The sequence below is a fragment of the Actinomyces sp. oral taxon 448 str. F0400 genome, assembly GCF_000220835.1.
GTDB lineage: Bacteria > Actinomycetota > Actinomycetes > Actinomycetales > Actinomycetaceae > Actinomyces.
This window is the reverse complement of sequence record NZ_GL985606.1, coordinates 974,161-990,030: the sequence shown is the minus strand read 5'-3', so window position 1 is coordinate 990,030 and position 15,870 is coordinate 974,161. Positions and strand designations below refer to the sequence as shown.

At 71.4% G+C, this 15,870-nt stretch carries 17 protein-coding genes; 11 read left to right on the top strand and 6 right to left on the bottom strand.

The genetic code is table 11. The features are described 5' to 3' along the window. Positions 1 to 32: 32 nt before the first annotated feature. On the bottom strand, positions 33 to 326 hold the full coding sequence (locus HMPREF9062_RS04240) for a WXG100 family type VII secretion target (RefSeq protein WP_009748807.1): 294 nt from the start codon (positions 324 to 326) through the stop codon (positions 33 to 35). Between the two features lie 64 nt (positions 327 to 390). Then, positions 391 to 723: a WXG100 family type VII secretion target gene (locus HMPREF9062_RS04235; protein WP_009748806.1), complete on the bottom strand. Its 333-nt coding sequence runs from the start codon at positions 721 to 723 to the stop codon at positions 391 to 393. 389 nt (positions 724 to 1,112) lie between these two features. On the opposite strand from HMPREF9062_RS04235, the gene HMPREF9062_RS04230 reads away from it, so the two are divergent. The 5 genes from HMPREF9062_RS04230 (at position 1,113) to HMPREF9062_RS04210 (ending at position 6,164) form a co-directional block, all read left to right on the top strand. After that, on the top strand, positions 1,113 to 2,450 hold the full coding sequence (locus tag HMPREF9062_RS04230) for an EsaB/YukD family protein (protein WP_253270655.1): 1,338 nt from the start codon (positions 1,113 to 1,115) through the stop codon (positions 2,448 to 2,450). A 10-nt stretch (positions 2,451 to 2,460) separates the two neighbouring features. Continuing rightward, entirely contained in the window at positions 2,461 to 3,789 is a 1,329-nt protein-coding gene (eccB, locus tag HMPREF9062_RS04225; protein WP_009748804.1) for a type VII secretion protein EccB, read from the top strand. Positions 3,790 to 3,866: 77 nt separating this feature from the next. After that, on the top strand, positions 3,867 to 5,396 hold the full coding sequence (locus HMPREF9062_RS12095) for a S8 family serine peptidase (RefSeq protein ID WP_009748803.1): 1,530 nt from the start codon (positions 3,867 to 3,869) through the stop codon (positions 5,394 to 5,396). After that, a complete protein-coding gene (locus HMPREF9062_RS04215) occupies positions 5,386 to 5,853 on the top strand; it encodes a YbaB/EbfC family nucleoid-associated protein (protein ID WP_009748802.1) in 468 nt (155 codons plus the stop codon). The genes HMPREF9062_RS12095 and HMPREF9062_RS04215 overlap by 11 nt, the downstream gene beginning before the upstream one ends. Beyond that, positions 5,853 to 6,164, top strand: coding sequence for a hypothetical protein (locus HMPREF9062_RS04210; protein WP_009748801.1), 312 nt, complete (start codon positions 5,853 to 5,855; stop codon positions 6,162 to 6,164). Before HMPREF9062_RS04215 ends, HMPREF9062_RS04210 begins: the two co-directional genes overlap by 1 nt. A gap of 57 nt (positions 6,165 to 6,221) precedes the next feature. Here HMPREF9062_RS04210 and HMPREF9062_RS12090 read toward each other — a convergent pair whose 3' ends face one another. Further along, positions 6,222 to 7,007: a hypothetical protein gene (locus HMPREF9062_RS12090; protein ID WP_009748800.1), complete on the bottom strand. Its 786-nt coding sequence runs from the start codon at positions 7,005 to 7,007 to the stop codon at positions 6,222 to 6,224. 224 nt (positions 7,008 to 7,231) lie between these two features. Between HMPREF9062_RS12090 and HMPREF9062_RS04200 the strand changes: the two genes are divergently transcribed. The 5 genes from HMPREF9062_RS04200 to HMPREF9062_RS12870 all read left to right on the top strand — a co-directional run bounded on the left by HMPREF9062_RS04200 (position 7,232) and on the right by HMPREF9062_RS12870 (position 11,445). Further along, positions 7,232 to 7,948 (top strand): hypothetical protein, encoded by a 717-nt coding sequence (locus HMPREF9062_RS04200; RefSeq protein WP_009748799.1) that lies wholly within the window; start codon positions 7,232 to 7,234, stop codon positions 7,946 to 7,948. 74 nt (positions 7,949 to 8,022) lie between these two features. Further along, positions 8,023 to 9,531, top strand: a complete 1,509-nt coding sequence (locus tag HMPREF9062_RS12085; protein ID WP_009748798.1) for a hypothetical protein — start codon at positions 8,023 to 8,025, stop codon at positions 9,529 to 9,531. Positions 9,532 to 9,654: 123 nt separating this feature from the next. Beyond that, a complete protein-coding gene (locus tag HMPREF9062_RS12875; protein ID WP_156789967.1) occupies positions 9,655 to 9,819 on the top strand; it encodes a hypothetical protein in 165 nt (54 codons plus the stop codon). A 403-nt stretch (positions 9,820 to 10,222) separates the two neighbouring features. Continuing rightward, positions 10,223 to 10,747: an ankyrin repeat domain-containing protein gene (locus tag HMPREF9062_RS04185; protein WP_009748795.1), complete on the top strand. Its 525-nt coding sequence runs from the start codon at positions 10,223 to 10,225 to the stop codon at positions 10,745 to 10,747. Continuing rightward, positions 10,744 to 11,445: an immunity protein Imm33 domain-containing protein gene (locus HMPREF9062_RS12870; RefSeq protein ID WP_156790070.1), complete on the top strand. Its 702-nt coding sequence runs from the start codon at positions 10,744 to 10,746 to the stop codon at positions 11,443 to 11,445. Before HMPREF9062_RS04185 ends, HMPREF9062_RS12870 begins: the two co-directional genes overlap by 4 nt. Here the strand turns inward: HMPREF9062_RS12870 and HMPREF9062_RS04180 are convergent. From HMPREF9062_RS04180 to HMPREF9062_RS04170, 3 genes are read right to left on the bottom strand one after another with little or no spacing between them, the layout of a single operon-like run. Then, positions 11,402 to 12,331: an A/G-specific adenine glycosylase gene (locus HMPREF9062_RS04180; protein WP_009748794.1), complete on the bottom strand. Its 930-nt coding sequence runs from the start codon at positions 12,329 to 12,331 to the stop codon at positions 11,402 to 11,404. The genes HMPREF9062_RS12870 and HMPREF9062_RS04180 overlap by 44 nt on opposite strands. A gap of 59 nt (positions 12,332 to 12,390) precedes the next feature. Further along, entirely contained in the window at positions 12,391 to 12,975 is a 585-nt protein-coding gene (locus tag HMPREF9062_RS04175) for an amino-acid N-acetyltransferase (protein WP_009748793.1), read from the bottom strand. Further along, the gene (locus HMPREF9062_RS04170) at positions 12,972 to 14,012 is read right to left on the bottom strand and encodes a sugar-binding transcriptional regulator (RefSeq protein WP_009748792.1); all 1,041 of its coding nucleotides are present in this window, start codon (positions 14,010 to 14,012) and stop codon (positions 12,972 to 12,974) included. Before HMPREF9062_RS04170 ends, HMPREF9062_RS04175 begins: the two co-directional genes overlap by 4 nt. Before the next feature lie 189 nt (positions 14,013 to 14,201). On the opposite strand from HMPREF9062_RS04170, the gene HMPREF9062_RS04165 reads away from it, so the two are divergent. Beyond that, positions 14,202 to 15,870 (top strand): glycerol-3-phosphate dehydrogenase/oxidase (locus tag HMPREF9062_RS04165; protein WP_009748791.1); only part of this gene is annotated, 1,669 nt, incomplete at its 3' end.

Sequence of the window (15,870 nt, the reverse complement as noted above, 5' to 3'; positions counted from 1 at the left end):
GACCCGCCCGCGTCTGCGGTGGCGGCCGCGACTCAGGCGCCGAAGCTCGCGGCGCCCTGCCTGTCGGCGGTGTTGTAGTTGCCGGACGAGGTGTCCACGTGGGTGCCCATCTGCGCGAGCAGCTGGTTCATATCCGTGAGCGACTGCGACCACTCGGCCTTGGCGGTCAGGTACTGGGTCTGAGCCTCACCGGTCCACTCGGACTGGGTGGGCTTGAGCTCCCCGTCCATGGATTCCAGGTCCGAGGAAATGGCCTGCGAGGCACGAGCGAGCTCACTCGAGGCGTTCGACATTGATCCGTAGTCCACCAGCATGTCTTCGGACATGATCGATTCTCCTTATTCTCGGTTCTCGGCTTCGGCGTATTTTAATCGGGAGTGGACGGTCCGGTCAGGACATCATGCCGTGATAGCCCTGCGAGGCGCCGCCGATCTTCTGCGCCCCGGCGGCCACGTCCGCCTCGGTGCTCTGGTAGGTGCTCTCGGTCCCGCGCAAAGAGGACTCGAACCTGTCCAGAACGGCGACGATGTTCTTGGCGTCCTGGATCCACTGGTTGGCGGCGGTGGCGAACGCCGTGCCGCCCGAGCCCTTCCACCCCGGCGCGAGCGTCTGGACGGTGCTCTCGACGCCGGTGATGATCGACTGCTGCTGCTGACGGTGGTTGGCGACGACGTTAGCCGCATTGGTGAGTACGCCGCTGCCTGCGGCGAGATTCTGTGCCATGGTCTCTCTTCCTGAGGGTGGGGGGACAACTGGATGCTCGTGGGGAAGCGCCGCCCACCTCCCGGCTCTCCCGGCTGCTCCTGAGCGGGCTCAAACCTACCCAATGTCTCCGCCCCGGTGCGAGTCTTCCGGTGAAGCACCTTATGGGTAGTACCTCCCATCGCTCGCCGCGATCCCCGCATCCGCCGAGCGCTGCCGGGCGCCGTCGGGTGTCGAGACTCACGGGAGAGGAGCAGAGCGGGACGCGGGCGGGTCCGACGTGCCAGGATGGTCCGCGGAGCCACCCGGCTCCACGCGGCGCGCCCGCCCGACGCGTCGGCGATCACTGCCACGTTCACGTTCCCGTCCCTGGAACGTCCCTGGAACCAGGAGAGAACCAGGAGAGCGCTGTGCCCCTTACGACGAGCACCCGCCGAGGAGTGGCCGATCTCATCCCGGTCACCATCAGGCACCGCAACATCCCGACGGACGTCGCACTGCCGTCCTCGCTCCCGCTCGCGGAGATCCTCCCCGCCGTGGCGGCGCGCCTGGGCGCTCTGGACGAGGAGTCCGCCGTGTACGGCCTCATGCTCGTCACCGAGGACGGCAAGCCCCTGAGCGACTCGCGGCCGGTCGACGAGCAGGGCGTGAGGGCGGGCGCCCTGCTCACACTCGAGGTGCGCAGCACCCAGGCCGAGGCGCGCTACGACGACCTCGTCGAGGCCGTCGCCACGGCGGTCGAGACGAAGCAGGTCGCCTGGAGCCGGGAGGACTCGCTGTCGATGTCCGTGGCCTCCACCTGCCTGCTGTTCCTCGTGGCCGGACTGCTCCTGCTGCGACAGGGCCCCGGCCAGATCGTCACCCCCGTGTGCGCGCTGGTGTGCGGCTGCCTGCTCGTCCTGGCCGCCTTCGTGATCTCGCGCCTGCGCGGCGAAGGCGCCTGGCCGCTGGTCATGACCGCCGGGGCGCTCTGCGCGGTCGCCGCCCACACCGCCTTCGACGGGCCGCCGACCGGCATGCGGATGATCGCGGCCGGCGGCGCCCTCGCCGCCGTCGTCCTGGCGTGCCTGCCCCTGCTGGGCGAGGACCGGTGGCTGATCTCGGGCCCCCTGCTCATCGCCTCGGCCCTGGCTCTGACGGGGGCGGGCGTCGAGTTCCTCGGCCGTCCGCTGACCAGCGTGCTCGCCGTCGCCGCCGCGGGCGCCGCCATCATCTCCCTGCTCGCGCCGTGGCTGGCCCTGGCCTCGGTCCCGATAGACATCTCACTGCCCGATCGGACCGACAAGCCGGTCCTGGAACCGGGCACCGAGGTGACGCCCACGCTGACGGCCCGGGTGCTCGATGCGCACGGCCTGGTCCTGTCGGCGCGCATCGCCTGCGCGTTGATCGTCCTCGCCTGCGTCCCGACGCTGACCTCCGTCGGCTACAGCGGAGCGGGCCTGATCGCCGCCATCGCGGCGGCCTGCCTGCTCGGCACACGGGCGGCGCGCTCCCAAGCGGACGTGGCCGCCGGTATCGCCGGGGGCATGGCGATGCTGGCGGCCCTGGTCATCACGGTCATCGTCTCCCGCACCGACCTGCTGATGCCGGCCACCGGGGTCGTCGGCGTCACCGGCGTGGTCGTCCTCCTGCTCAACGTGCTCGGCCCGAGCTACCGGCCCCGCCTGGCGCGCGCGGCCGACGCCCTGGAGATCATCGTCCTGCTGACGATCCTGCCCCTGGCCGCCGTCGTCTGCGGAACGCTGTAGGAGCACGGCAATGGCCTCCAACAAGGACATTCTCGACGCGCAGCGCTTCAATCGGCGCCGACTGGTCACGGCCTTCGTGGCGGGCGCCCCGGGGGGTCGTGAGCTCGAGCCGCGGCGCATCACCCCTCCCCTCATCGGGGGCATCGTCCTGACCCTGGTGATCGCCCTGGCCTCCTGGATCTCCGGCATGTTCGTCGGCTCCCTGCCCTCGGACTGGCAGAACAACACCCTCATCGTCGTCAAGGGCGAGGGAACCCGCTACATCACCGTCGACGGCCGTCTGCGCCCCGTGACGAACCTGGCCAGCGCGCGGCTGCTCGCCGAGTCGGGCAAGTTCCGGCAGACGACCCTGAAGTCCTCGGTCCTGGACGGGATCGAGCGCGGCTCCCGGGTGGGGATCGAGGACGCGCCCGAGCAGCTGCCCGCGACCGGTTCCCTGACGGCGCACGGGTGGACGGCCTGCTCGACCTCCGAGGGGCGGACGGCCGTCGGCGTCGGCGCATCCCCGAAGGGCCTGAGCACCATCCAGCACGCCCTGGTGTCGGTCGACGGCCGAACCTACCTGGTGGCCGACGGCGTCAGCCACGAACTGCCCGCGGACAACCTCGGCTCGGTCCTCCTCGCCCTCGGGCTCGACTCCGAGCCCATCACCGAGGCCGACGCCACGTGGCTCTCGCTGTTCACACCGGGCAGCACGCTCCAGAGCCTCACCGTCCCCGACGCCGGAACACCGGTGACCGGCCTGTCCTCGACGATCAAGAACCCGGTCGCGGGAATGCTGCTGTCGGTGACCGACTCGGCGGGCGGTCAGCGGCACTACATCGTCCAGGCCGACTCGAGCCTGGGCGCCCTCAGCGACGTCTCACTGGCGCTGTACAGGCTGGGCGGGGGCGCGGCGGCGCCCGTCCAGGACGTCAGCGTTTCCGACCTCACCCAGGTCACGACGACGACCGCCGCGCCGGAGGACTGGCCCTCCACCCTGGACCAGGGCGCCGCGTCGGGCACGAGCGTGTGCGCCGTCCTCGGCGAGTCCACCTCCTCGGGCACGGCCAAGACCACCCTGGCCTCGGCCGATCAGATCGAGTCGGGAGGTGTGAAGGTGACCGGCGGCGCCGGCGCGCTCGTGCGCTCGTCCGCCGGCGGCAGCCTCGGACCGGTGTTCCTCATCACGGATGCGGGCCGAGCGTGGGGTCTGGGCGGCGAGCTGAGCGATACTCTCGCACGGCTGGGCTACGAGGAGAGTCATGTCGCCGCCGTACCGGCCGCCTGGCTCGCCCTGTTCCCCACGGGGCCCGAACTGTCCACGCAGGCCGTCTGGGAGGGGGTCAGCGAGCAGTGAGAGCGCACCGAGTACGACGGCGCCTGCGCCGGACCCTCCGGGCACCGCGGGCGCTGGCCGCATCGTCAGCGCTGACGGTGCTGACAGCGCTGACGGTGCTGATGGTGCTGGCGGTCTGCTCCACCCTGACGGGCCCCCTCGCCGCTCGGGCCGATGAGACCCCGCCCCCCGCGCAGGGCGGCGCCGACGTGATCCCGACCGCGGCCCCGGAGCCGACCGGGCAGCCCGAGCCGACGGACGCGGCCCCGGCTGAGCCGGAGCCGACCGCGGAGCCGACACCGACCGCGGAGCCGACACCGACCCCCGAGCCCGAGCCGACGGACGCGGCCCCGGGGTCGACGCCGACCGCGGAGCCGACACCGACCCCCGAGCCCGAGCCGTCGCACGACGCCGCGATCTCCAGCTGCGAGGAGGGCCGCACGGCGCTTATCGCCTCGGCCCCGCCGGTCATCTCCCAAATCGGGATGGAGCGGGCGTGGTCGATCACCCGGGGAGAGGACGTGACCGTCGCCGTCGTCGATTCCGGGATCGCGGGGGACAACCCCCACTTCGAGGGGGCCCTGACCACGGGCGTCGACCTGACCGGCAAGGCTCGCGCCGACGGCGCCGCTGACGCCAGCGGCCAGGGCACGGCGGTCGCCGGGGCCATCGGTGCGCGCACCGTGCCGGGGTCGGGCCTGGTCGGCCTGGCTGACGGCGTCGAGCTCATGCCCGTGCGGGTGTTCGCCAGCACGGCGAATGAGACGACCGGCGCGGGAGCGGGGCCGATGGCGGGAGCGGGATCCAGAGCGGGGACCGCGCCCACGGCGGAGCGGACCGCGGCGGGCATCGGCTGGGCGGCCGACCACGGGGCGCAGGTCATCGTCGTCCCCCAGGCGCTGACCGAGGACTCCCCCGCCCTGCGGACGGCGACGGAGCGGGCGATCGACTCCGGCGCGCTCATCGTCGCCAGCGCGGGCGACCGCCAGCAGTCCCAGACCCGGACCCAGGAGGCGGACGACGAGAGCACGGAGCGCTTCCCGGCCGCCTATGACGGCGTTCTGGGCGTGACGGCCCTGGACTCCCAGGGGTCGGCGTCGGGCGCAGCCGTCCGCAATGACGACATTGATCTCGCGGTCCCGGCGCAGTCGGCCCCGACCGCCTTCCTCGACGACGGCGACTGCGTCGTCGCCCAGGAGTCGCCGTCCTCGGCCCTGGCAACCGGGTACGCGGGAGCCGTAGCCGCTCTGGTCGCGGCCGACCATCCGGATGAGGCACCAGCGGACTGGGCCTACCGGCTGATGGTGACGGCGCTGCGCACGACGCCGGCCGAGTGGAGCCCGACAGTGGGCTGGGGCACGATCGCTCCGTATTCGGCACTCACATTCATCAACGACGGAACCGCCCTGGGACCGCAGAATCCGCGCGGGACCCGCGCCGCCGAGACCGTCGCCCCCGCGTTCGCCGCGCAGCCGCAGCCGGATCCCGGCCCGCAGCGGCGCCAGCGCCTGGCGGGTACAGTCGGTCTCGGCGGCGCGACGCTCCTGACTCTGGCGCTGGTCGCATCGCAAGCCCCTCGCCGCGCGAACGCGCATACGACGAAGAAGGGAGAACCCCATGCCCGATGAGTTCGAACTCGCCGCTCAACGCGCGCGGGAGCAGGTGGACGGCTGGTTACGCCAGTCGCAGGAGCAGGCGGAGAAGGCGCAACGCGTGTCCAGGGAGGTCGAGGCGATCCGCGAGACGGAGACGGCGAGCGACCGCACCGTCACCGTCGCCGTCGACGCCGGGGGCCGTCTGGTGGACCTCAAGCTCACGCGGGAGGCGATGGACCTCTACCCCGCCGACCTGGCGACGACGATTCTGGAGTGCGTCGACAAGGCCCGCTCGCGGGCCGGCGCGAAGGCGTCGCGCCTGGCCTCGGAGGCCTGGGGGGAGGAGTCGGATCTGGCTCAACGGATGCGACAGGCCTACAGCCCGCGGACGAATGGCACGGCGAACACAGCGAACACCCGCGACCGGAGTCCGCATGGTTCCGGTATCGGGCAGAACGGCATGATCGGTTTCAATCGAGGAGGTCGCTGATGGCGGATCTTGAGGTTTCCCCTGAGGTGTGGCGCACGCACGCCTCGCATGTGGATCAGATCAAGGACGGGTTGGGGGAGGTGACGTCGGCATCGCAGGCGGCGATGGCGGGGCTTCCCTTCGGCGTTCTGTGCTCCCCCCTGTTCCTGCCGCCCTACGAGATCGCCAAAACCGGGTTCGACTCGGGCGTGTCCACGGTGTCCGAGCGGATCGGAACGGGCGCCTCGAGCGTGCGCCAGGTGGCCTCGTCCTTCGAGACGACCGACACCGAGGCGGCGAGCCAGGCGAGGCAGTACGGTTCGGACCACTGATCGGGCCTCTGAGGCCCCACGACGCGGTGGTGGTGCTCCCGGGAGCACCACCACCGGTCATCGCAGGCCGAAACGCCGCTCCTGGCTCTCGCGCACCGCCTGATGGACGCCCAGCGTCTCCGCGAGCGCCACGTACTCGTGCGTCTCACGGGTGTAGCCGCGCGCGACGGCCCACTGCCAGATGCGGTTGCACTCGGCCACGCCCTTGGCCTCGAGCGCGGGAACCCAGGGCCCCGTCCATGACAGGCCCGTCAGTTCCAGGTCGCGGCCGTCGGGGAGGACGACGCAGGCGAAGGCGCGGTTGGTGACCGCTTTCGCACCACCGGTTCCCAGGGCGATCCGGACGTACAACCCGGTGCGCGAGGCGGGCCAGGGGAAGCTCTGCTCTCTGCCGATGGCGCGCTCATGAATGCCCGTGGCGTCCAGCACGGTGCGTATTGAGAGCATGAAGGCGGCGGCCGGTATGGAGAAAATCGCGACGATCGCCAGGATGATGGCGTTGACGATGCTCGCCCCGTCGTCGTTGCTCACGAGGTTCCACACGACGCCGTAGAGGCTCACGAGCCCGAAGCCTCCGCCGACCAGCGGCAGGACCGCCGAGGAGAGGGTCGAGTAGATGGTCAGCGTGATGCGCTCCTGAGTCAGGGGGATCGGTCTTCCGGGCGCGTAGGTCGCCTCCGGAGGGACCGGAGGGAGTGGGCCCGGCGCAGCCGGTGCCGGGCCCGGCGCAGCCGGTGGCATCATCCCGTACCCGCCGTACCCGCCGTACCCGACGTCGTAAGGCCGACCCGTGCGGACCGCACGAGGATCGTAGGATCCGTACTGCTGGGGCTCCTGCGCCATTGAACCTCCTCTGAACCTCCTCGCGGTTGTGCGGACCAGGTTAGACGATCGCTTCGGGTTCCGCCGGGACTCAGCAGGATCCGATCCGGCGCGGGTCCGACCGGGCCGGGGACGGTCCGGGCTCTTCTCCCCATCCGGCATGTCGCGTCCCATAGTTCCCACCGCCGCCGCCCTTCGTTAGAGTAAGCGCAGTTCTCCCGCGATCCCTTCGAGAAGGAAGCATGATGGCAGGCAACCAGACATCCGTCGACTACGATCAGGCGTCCTCCAACTCCTCGGAGATGGCCACGGCTTCAGCTCATGCGGACCCTGCGGCCACGACCATCGACGACGTCACCGTCAACCAGACGACGACGACGTGGAGCGACCACATCGAGGCGGTCACGTGCAAGGACGCCTACACCCGGGCACTGGAGCAGCTCAAGGCCTGCATTACGGCGACCAAGGCGGACATCGACGCGCTCAAGACGAACTACGACAAGGCGGTCACCGCCTTCGAGCAGGGTGATCGGGACACCGCGGCTGAGGCCGAAGGGCTCCTACGGGATTGGAAGTCGCATCGCACCCCCATCGCCTTCTCCGCGCCCGCACCCATCCCGGGAGAGGACCCTGCCGGAGTCTGCACCGCGCCGTCGTCCTCATCACCCGCGCCCTCGGCCTCGCCCTCCGGAGCCGAACCCGGCACTCCGACGCCCTCGGCCTCGCCCTCCGGAGCCGAACCCGGCACTCCGACGCCCTCGGCCTCGCCCTCGGGAGCCGAACCCGGCACTCCGACGCCCTCGGCCTCGCCCTCGGGAGCCGAACCCGGCACTCCGACGCCCTCGGCCTCGCCCTCGGGAGCCGAACCCGGCACTCCGACGCCCTCGGCCTCGCCCTCCGGAGCCGAACCCGGCACTCCGACCGCGAGCCCGTCGGGTCCCCGGCCGACCCCTTCGCACTGACCGCCGACCGGCCGCCGGCATTCCGCCGTCCCATCCGTGACCACCCCCGCAAGCACTGACCCCAAGGACGCACCATGGGCCTCACCGTCGACGAACTCAAGAAGATCAACGCCCTGTCGCTCGACGACCACACCGACGACACGAATCTGGACAAGATCCGCTCCGAGTTGGTCTCCTGCGATGACTCCATCCGACTCATCGCCAAGTCGCCGGCTCTGACGGGCGAGACCCAGGACGCCGTCACCCAGGCTCTGGCCCAGTTGCAGGCGGAGGTGCGCAAGTGGCACGGCCTCGTGGCGTCGGTCCATTCGCAGCGCACTGAGGCTCGCGACGCCATGCGCACCGCCAAGCCGAAGTTCGACGCCCTGCCGGCGACCACGGGCGACCAGGTGCATCAGGGCGCTCCGCTGCGCGTGGAGTACCAGACCGACGTCGACCCGGATCCCGTGGTGGAGGCGCAGCGCGAGAGCGCTGCGAGCGAGGCCATCACGCCGATGGACGCAACGCTGACGACGACCACCATCGGTCTGAACGTCCTGGACTTCACACGGCCGGCCTTCGACCCCAACCGTGCGGTGGACCAAACCCCTCTGCCCACCACCACGTTGAACGGCGACGCCGGTGGGGACGGCGCGTCCGCAGGGGCGTCCGCAGGAGGCGGTGCGGGCGCGTCCGCAGAGGCGTCAGCAGGAGGCTACGCGGGCGCGTCCGGTTCGGGGGGCGCGACGGGCTACGCGGGCGGCACCGCCGCAGCGGGCTACGCGGGCGGCACCGCCGCAGCGGGCGGTTACGGGGCGTCGTCGGCGGACGGGAGCGGGGCGACGGCGTCGTACGACGGGTCCTCAGGCGGTTCGGGCTCACCCGCCGGTCTCATCACCCCCGGCGCGCAGGCCGCCGGCAGCGTTTCGGGCATCACCGACGCCACGGGCCACTACGGCTCCGCGATGAACGGCCACAGTACGGGCACGCTGGACGGGCTGATCCGCAACGGCTTCGTCAGCAACACCTCGAGCGCCTCGGCCACCCCCATCATCGCCGGAACCACAGGCAGCGCGTTCCTGGCCAGAAAATCCCGCGGCAAGGGAGCGGGCTCCGGCCTCAAAGGCGCCGGCGGTCTCCTGGCGGGGTTGGCCGGTCTTGCCGGTATCACTCGTGCTACGGGCGCCGCGATGGGGTCCGCGTCCGCCTACACGACGGCGCAGGCCGCCTCCGGAGCAGCGGGCCTCGCCAACGCCGGATCAGCTTCGTCCGCCCTCGGCGTCAACGGCACCACCGGCGTCGGCGCATCGGCGGCGGGCGCTGCGGGGTCGTCCCAGGGCTCGGGGGCCGGATCCTCCGCTGCGGGAGCCGCTGGTCGGGGGGCCGGAGGCATGGGCGGGCGCCCGATGGGCGGCGCCCCCGGCAGTGGTGGCGCCAATGGGTCCCGACGCCGCCGGAAGCGAGCCCGGGGTACGTACGACGTGCCGGTCTTCGACGAGCCCGAACGGCTTCTGCCCGGTGACCCGGGACCGAGCGGCGAAGCGGGCTCACGCGCCACCATCAGCACGATCGGGCAGTGGATCGAGGAATCCGACTCCTGGTGAGTCCTGGTAGCGCTGGACGGTCCCGCCGACCCCCAGCGCCGTCCGTCGCCCGGCCGCGTGCCTCATGCTTTCAAGAGGTTGGTTGCGTTCTATGTCCGGTTCTGTGCTCCGTGGTGATCGGTCGTGAGTGAGGACTCGATGGCGGCTTCGCGACAGGATTCGTCGTTGTTCTGGTCGGATACGGGTCTGAGTGAGGACATCTCGGATCTGTCGGAGGCCATCGGCGAGGGTTCGTGGGCCCGGGGCACCATGGCCCGGGCCGGGGCCGACGTCGCCTCCCTGGCCTAACCCCGTGGCCTCGGCCATCGGCTGGGTGGCCGGCTGAGTCAAGGAGCACATCCCGCCCCTGCTCGACATGCTCGACAAGCTCACCGGAGCGCCGACGCCGTGCGCGCCGGATCCCAGACCTGGACCACCATCCTCACCCACCTGAGGACCAAGGCCGTCGACGCCGGTTACAGCGGGCGGATTCGTCCACCGCCGGTGGTGGGACCGGCTCTCCCACCACGGCCCGGCCCCGTCACCGGTCGCACCCACGCACCCGAGGTCCCGCAGGCTCCGCACTCCCGACGTCCCGACGTCCCGACGGCAAGGATCCTGACACCGCCCGCCCTGAGGACGACGAATCGGCATCTTCGCGATCCAGCGACGATGACGCCAACGCACGCATGAGTCTTAGGAGAGGCCCGTCATGGATGTTTCGACGAGCGCGCGCATGAAGAAGTCGCCGGAGCCGTTCTTCGCCACGTACAAGCCCGGGGACGAGCAGCGCCGCTTCTACGGCAGGTCGCTGCTCATGTGCGCCATCGCCAACACCGACATGAACACGCGGTACACGATCGCGGACTTCCTCATCGAGCGCGATGCCCTCATCGGGCCACCCGGATCCGAGGGGCACACGCCCCTGCACGTGCTGTTCAGCCACACCCACCGCAACGTCGCCCGCGACCTGACCATCGCACGCTGGCTGATCGACAACGGCGTGGACATCAACGCCACGGACAGGCGCGGCACCGTGGCCATGTGCGAGCTCATCACCGGAGGCATGTCCGACCAGGAGCTCGCACCTCTGTACGACCTCATGCTCGCCCAGCCCGACCTGGACCTCACCATCGCCAACGCCGTGGGCCGCACGCCGATCGACATCGCCGACCGACTGCCGCACCGCACCGTCATCACCGACCGCATGAAGGAGTATGTCCGTGAGCACGCCTGAGTTCACCGAGTTCATCTAAGGACTCCGGGGGCTGCCTGGTCTCCCGCAACATCATCGACGGTCGGGGCCACATCAAGTGGGCCCGCCGGGAGAAGGCCGTCAACCCCGTCGACAACGGATGGCGGATCCTGTCCGACGCCGACGACTTCCACAACACGCCCGGCAACCTCGTCGTGGCCAGCTTCAACTCCATCGCCAACATCGAGCCCGCCCTGATCGGCATCTACACCCTGCCCGTGGGCACCGACCTCCAGCTCGCCGTCCACGACGGACACCGCCGCTGGTACGACAACACCACCGGCCAGGACATCACCGACCGACTCCCGCGCACACTCCCGCGTGCACCCTCTCCGACACACCCCGTCCCGGGGCCTGTCCTGACCTCCAAAGATGTCCAAATCTGCCACAAAGGCCGTCTTTGTACACTTGAAGGCACAGGGGATCCGCATGATTTCAATGATCTGCGGTGCACGGAATGGTACAAAATGGACTCTTTGTGGCAGATTCGGACATGCCCCCACCCGGATGAATCCAGTTGCGCCGCAGAAACCCCACGCGTCCCACCGGAAGGGCCCACCCTCGCCCGCATCTCACTTCTCCGGCCCCGCTGCACTCCTATCGCCCCTATCGACTGTCGCTGTCGACATGCGGGCCTCAGGGCAGGCGGAAGGTCGTCCCGTCGTCATCGGTGGCGATGAGCCCGTCGGCCAGGAGAGAGGCCAGTGCGCGCCCCGGCTGCTCGCGGTCCGCCGCTCGACCCGCATGGGCCCCGGCACCGGCTCCCGCCGCAAGGAGCGCCTCGGCGCTCAACGTCGCGCCCGCGTCGGCCCCGCGCAGCCGGGCCATGATCAGGCCTCGCGCCTGGCGGTCCGTCCCCCGCCACGCCTGCCGACGTCGCCGTCCGGCGTGCTCATCCGGGGGCGTGCCCGCGGTCAGCCACGCGCACTCCTCGCGCCACGGGCAGTCGTCGCAGCGCGGCTCGCGGGCGGTGCACACCAGTGCTCCCAGTTCCATGACCGCCACCGACCAGGCGGCCGCCTCGCCGTCGGCCTCGGGCAGAAGCGCCTCGGCCCGCTCGCGTTCGGCCCGCGCCAGCGCCGGTGGGGGCAGGGCCCGGCCGCCGACCGCGCGAGCGAGCACGCGCCGCACATTGGTGTCCAGCGCGAGGGCCCGGCGCCCGAAGCCGAAGGCCAGGACGGCGCCGGCCGTGTACTCGCCGATCCCCGGCAGCGCCCGCAGCGCCTCGAGGTCGCAGGGCAGTCGGCCGCCGTAGCGCTCGACGACGGCACGGGCGCAGTCGATGAGTCGCAGTGCCCGACGGGGATACCCCAGTGCGCCCCACATCCGCAGAACCTCGGCGGTTCGGGCCTCCGCCAGGGCGGCCGGATCCGGCCAGCGGTCCATCCACCGCCCCCACGCGGGCACCACCCGGGCGACCGGAGTCTGCTGGCTCATGACCTCCGAGACCAGCACGCCGTAGGGCGTCGTCCCCGGCGCGCGCCACGGCAGGTCCCGGGCGTGCCCGCGGTACCACTCGATGACCGCCCACGAAGGCGGCGCGCCCCGGGCATCGCACGACGTCATCGCATCCGCTCCGCTCGCGGCCGCCGAGGGACTCGCAGAGCTCACGGGTCCGCCCGTACTCACAGCTCGATGAGCATGCGCGTGTTCCCCAAGGTGTTGGGCTTGACCCGCGCCAAATCGAGGAATTCGGCAACACCGTCGTCATGGCTGCGCACCATCTCGGCGAAGGTGTCCATTCCCACCGGCGTGCCCCAGATCGGGTGAAAGCCGTGCGCGGCGAAGAAATCGACTTCGAAGGTCAGGCAGAAGACGCGCCGCAGACCCAGCGCACGGGCGCGCTCAAGCAGCTCAGTCAGAATGGCGCTGCCCACGCCCCGGTGCAGATAGTCCTTGCGGACGGCCAGCGTGCGCACTTCGGCGATATCGTCCCACATGACGTGCAGGGCGCCGCAGCCGATGATGGTGCCGACGTCCTCGCTGCCCGGGCCGTCCGGCGCACCAGCGCTCTCGGCCACGGTGAACTCCTGGATGTCCTCGAAATAGGCGATGAGGTCCTTGGCGATGAGGATGCGGCGTTCGGAGTAGGGACGAACCAGTTCGGCGACGACCCGGGCATCGGCCGGCCGGGCGGGACGCAGGACGGTGCGCCACCCGGTGGCGGCGCCGGCGGGGCGGTCGTCGCGGACGGGAGTCGTCGCGCTCATGAGTTCTCCTTTCGCTGGGACAGAGCCAGCACCGCACGGGCGGTGGCCTCGTCGACGACGAGGTCCGTGGCCGCCCGTGCGCGCAGGGCCGCAAGACAGGCGCGGGCCTTGCCCGTCCCGGCCACGACGCACAGTCTGCGCGGGATGCGCGCCAGACGGCCGGGGGTCGGACCAGTGGCACGGGCATTGAGGTCGATGTCACTCCAGGTGCCGTCGTCGCGCAGCAGGACGGTGCACACATCCCCGACGACGCCCTCGCGCCGGGCGACGGCGAGGTCGGCCCGACTCAGGTGCCCGCCCGCGTAGACCTGACTGGGCAGGGCACCCGAGCCGGTCTCCAGGGTCCCCACGCCGAAAACCGCCAGGCGCGCCGTCCCCGCTACCGACAGGACGCGCTTGACCGAGTGCTCCAACCACATCGCCCGTCGGGTGTCGGCCCGGTCGAAGAAGGCCGGTACGGGGAATCCGATCGTGCGCGCCCCCAGGGCGGCGCCCATCCGGGAGAGCATCCGCCCGGCCGACGGCCCTTCGTGCACGGGGTCGGATGCGCCGTTGAGCTGAACGATCGTCAGTCCCGGGATCCGACGGTTCGGCAGCGCCGCCGCCACCTCGCTCATCGTCGTACCCCAGGCCACGCCGATGACGGGCCCGCCGGCCCCGGATGCGCCGGCCCGCGCCAGGTCGGCCGCCGACTCCACGACACGCGCGGCGGCCACCGCCGCCACCTGCTGAAGACGGTGGATCTCGGTCGTGCCCTCGCGCACGGGCACGACGTGCACGCGCACGCCGAGCTCGGTCTCGAAGCGCGCTTCGAGACCGCCCGCCCCACCGGGTTCGGCCAGTTCGATGCGCACGACGCCCTCGGAACGGGCGCGGGCGAGCAGGCGGGAGACCGTCGAACGCGAGCAGCGCAGGTGGCGGGCGATGACGTCCATCGTCTCGCCCTGGACGTAGTACATGGAGGCGGCCTCGTAGACGCGCCGCCCCTCCCGCGCCTCCTGGTCCCGCCGAGCCCCCGCGGACCATGTGAGCATCATCTCCCGACCTCTCTGCCATGTGTGCACTTTCGTGCATCTGCTTTGCCCATCGTCTCATGAGCCCGCGATCCTGGGGACACGAATTCATTCGGCCGGGGCCGCCGCATCCGCCGTGCGACGGCCGCGCAGCCGGACCGGTCCCGCTCGAACGGAGAGCCGGTCCACACGCAGACCAGCGAAGGAGCTCTTATGCGCAGGCAGACCACCCCGGAGAACACCGCCCTCACCCGCGAGCAGCGCACCGCCGCCCTGGAGGCGATGAGCGGCGGGGAGGGACTCGACGTCCTCGTCGTCGGCGGTGGCATCACCGGGGCGGGCATCGCCCTGGACGCCGCCGCCCGCGGCCTGCGCACCGGTCTGGTCGAGATGGGCGACTGGGCCTCGGGCACATCCTCATGGTCCTCCAAGCTCGTTCACGGCGGCCTGCGCTACCTCTACCAGCTCGACTTCGCCCTGGTCCACGAGGCCCTCGCCGAGCGCGGGCGCCTACTGACGACGACGGCCCCGCACCTGGTCAAGGCTCAGCCCTTCCTATGGCCGCTCAAACACGCCTACGAGCGCTCCTACTCGGCCATCGGGGTGGGCATGTACGACGCTCTCGCCCTGGCCAGCTCCCGCGGACACCGCACCGTCCCGGTTCAGAAGCACCTGGGGCGCAAGGGCACGCGCGCGCTCGCCCCGGCTCTTCAGACGACCGGGCTCGCCGGATCCATCCGCTTCTACGACGCCCGCGTCGACGACGCCCGCCTCGTCATCGACCTCGTGCGCACTGCCGTCGGCCTGGGCGCCCTGGCTGCCAACCGCACGCGGGTCACCGGCTTCCTCACCGACGCCCGCGGCCACGTGGGCGGCGCCGCCATCACCGATCTCGAGACCGGCGCCGTCCACGAGGTCCGTGCCGAGCGCACCATCAACGCCACCGGCGTGTGGACGGAAGCCACCCAGGACCTGGCCACCGACGCCGGAGGTCTGAAGGTGCTGGCCTCCAAGGGCATCCACATCGTCGTCCCCAAGGAGACGATCGACGCCGAGACGGGAATCTTCCTGCGCACCGAGAAGTCGGTCCTGTTCATCATCCCCTGGCCCCGCTACTGGGTCATCGGAACCACTGACACCCCCTGGTCCGAGGACGTCGACAAGCCGGTGGCCACCGCCGCCGACATCGACTACGTCCTCAACCACGCCAATGAGGTGCTCTCCCGCCCCATCACGCGCGATGACATCATTGGAGTCTACGCGGGCCTGCGGCCCCTGCTCCAGCCTCGGCTCAAGCCCGGCCGCAGCCCGGAGCAGGCCTCCAGCACGAGGGTCTCCCGCGAGCACACGGTCACTCGCGTCGCCCCGGGACTGACCGCCATCGCCGGAGGGAAACTGACCACCTACCGGGTCATGGCCCGAGACGCCGTCGACCACGCCCTGGGCGAGGGCCTCGCCCACGCTCACCCGTGCACAACGGCCGATCTCCCCCTCGTGGGCGCGGCCCGGTACCGCGCCCTGGCCGCGCACGCCGGCGACATCGCCCGCGAGCGCGGCTGGACCCTGGCCCGGGTCACCCACCTGCTCGACCGGTACGGGGACGAGGTCCCGGCGCTGCTGGCGACCATCGACGACGACCCCGACCTGGCCCGCCCCCTGGCGGCCGCCCCCGCCTTCCTGCGCGCCGAAGTCGCCTGGGCCGTCACTCACGAGGGCGCCGCCCATATCGACGACGTCCTGCTGCGCCGTGTGCGCCTCGACATCGAGCGCCGAGACCGGGGTCTGGCCGCCACCGGCGAGATCGCCGAGGTGATGGCCCCCCTGCTGGGCTGGTCCCGGGCCGACGTCGAGGCCGAGCGGGCGGCCTACGCCCGGCGGGTCG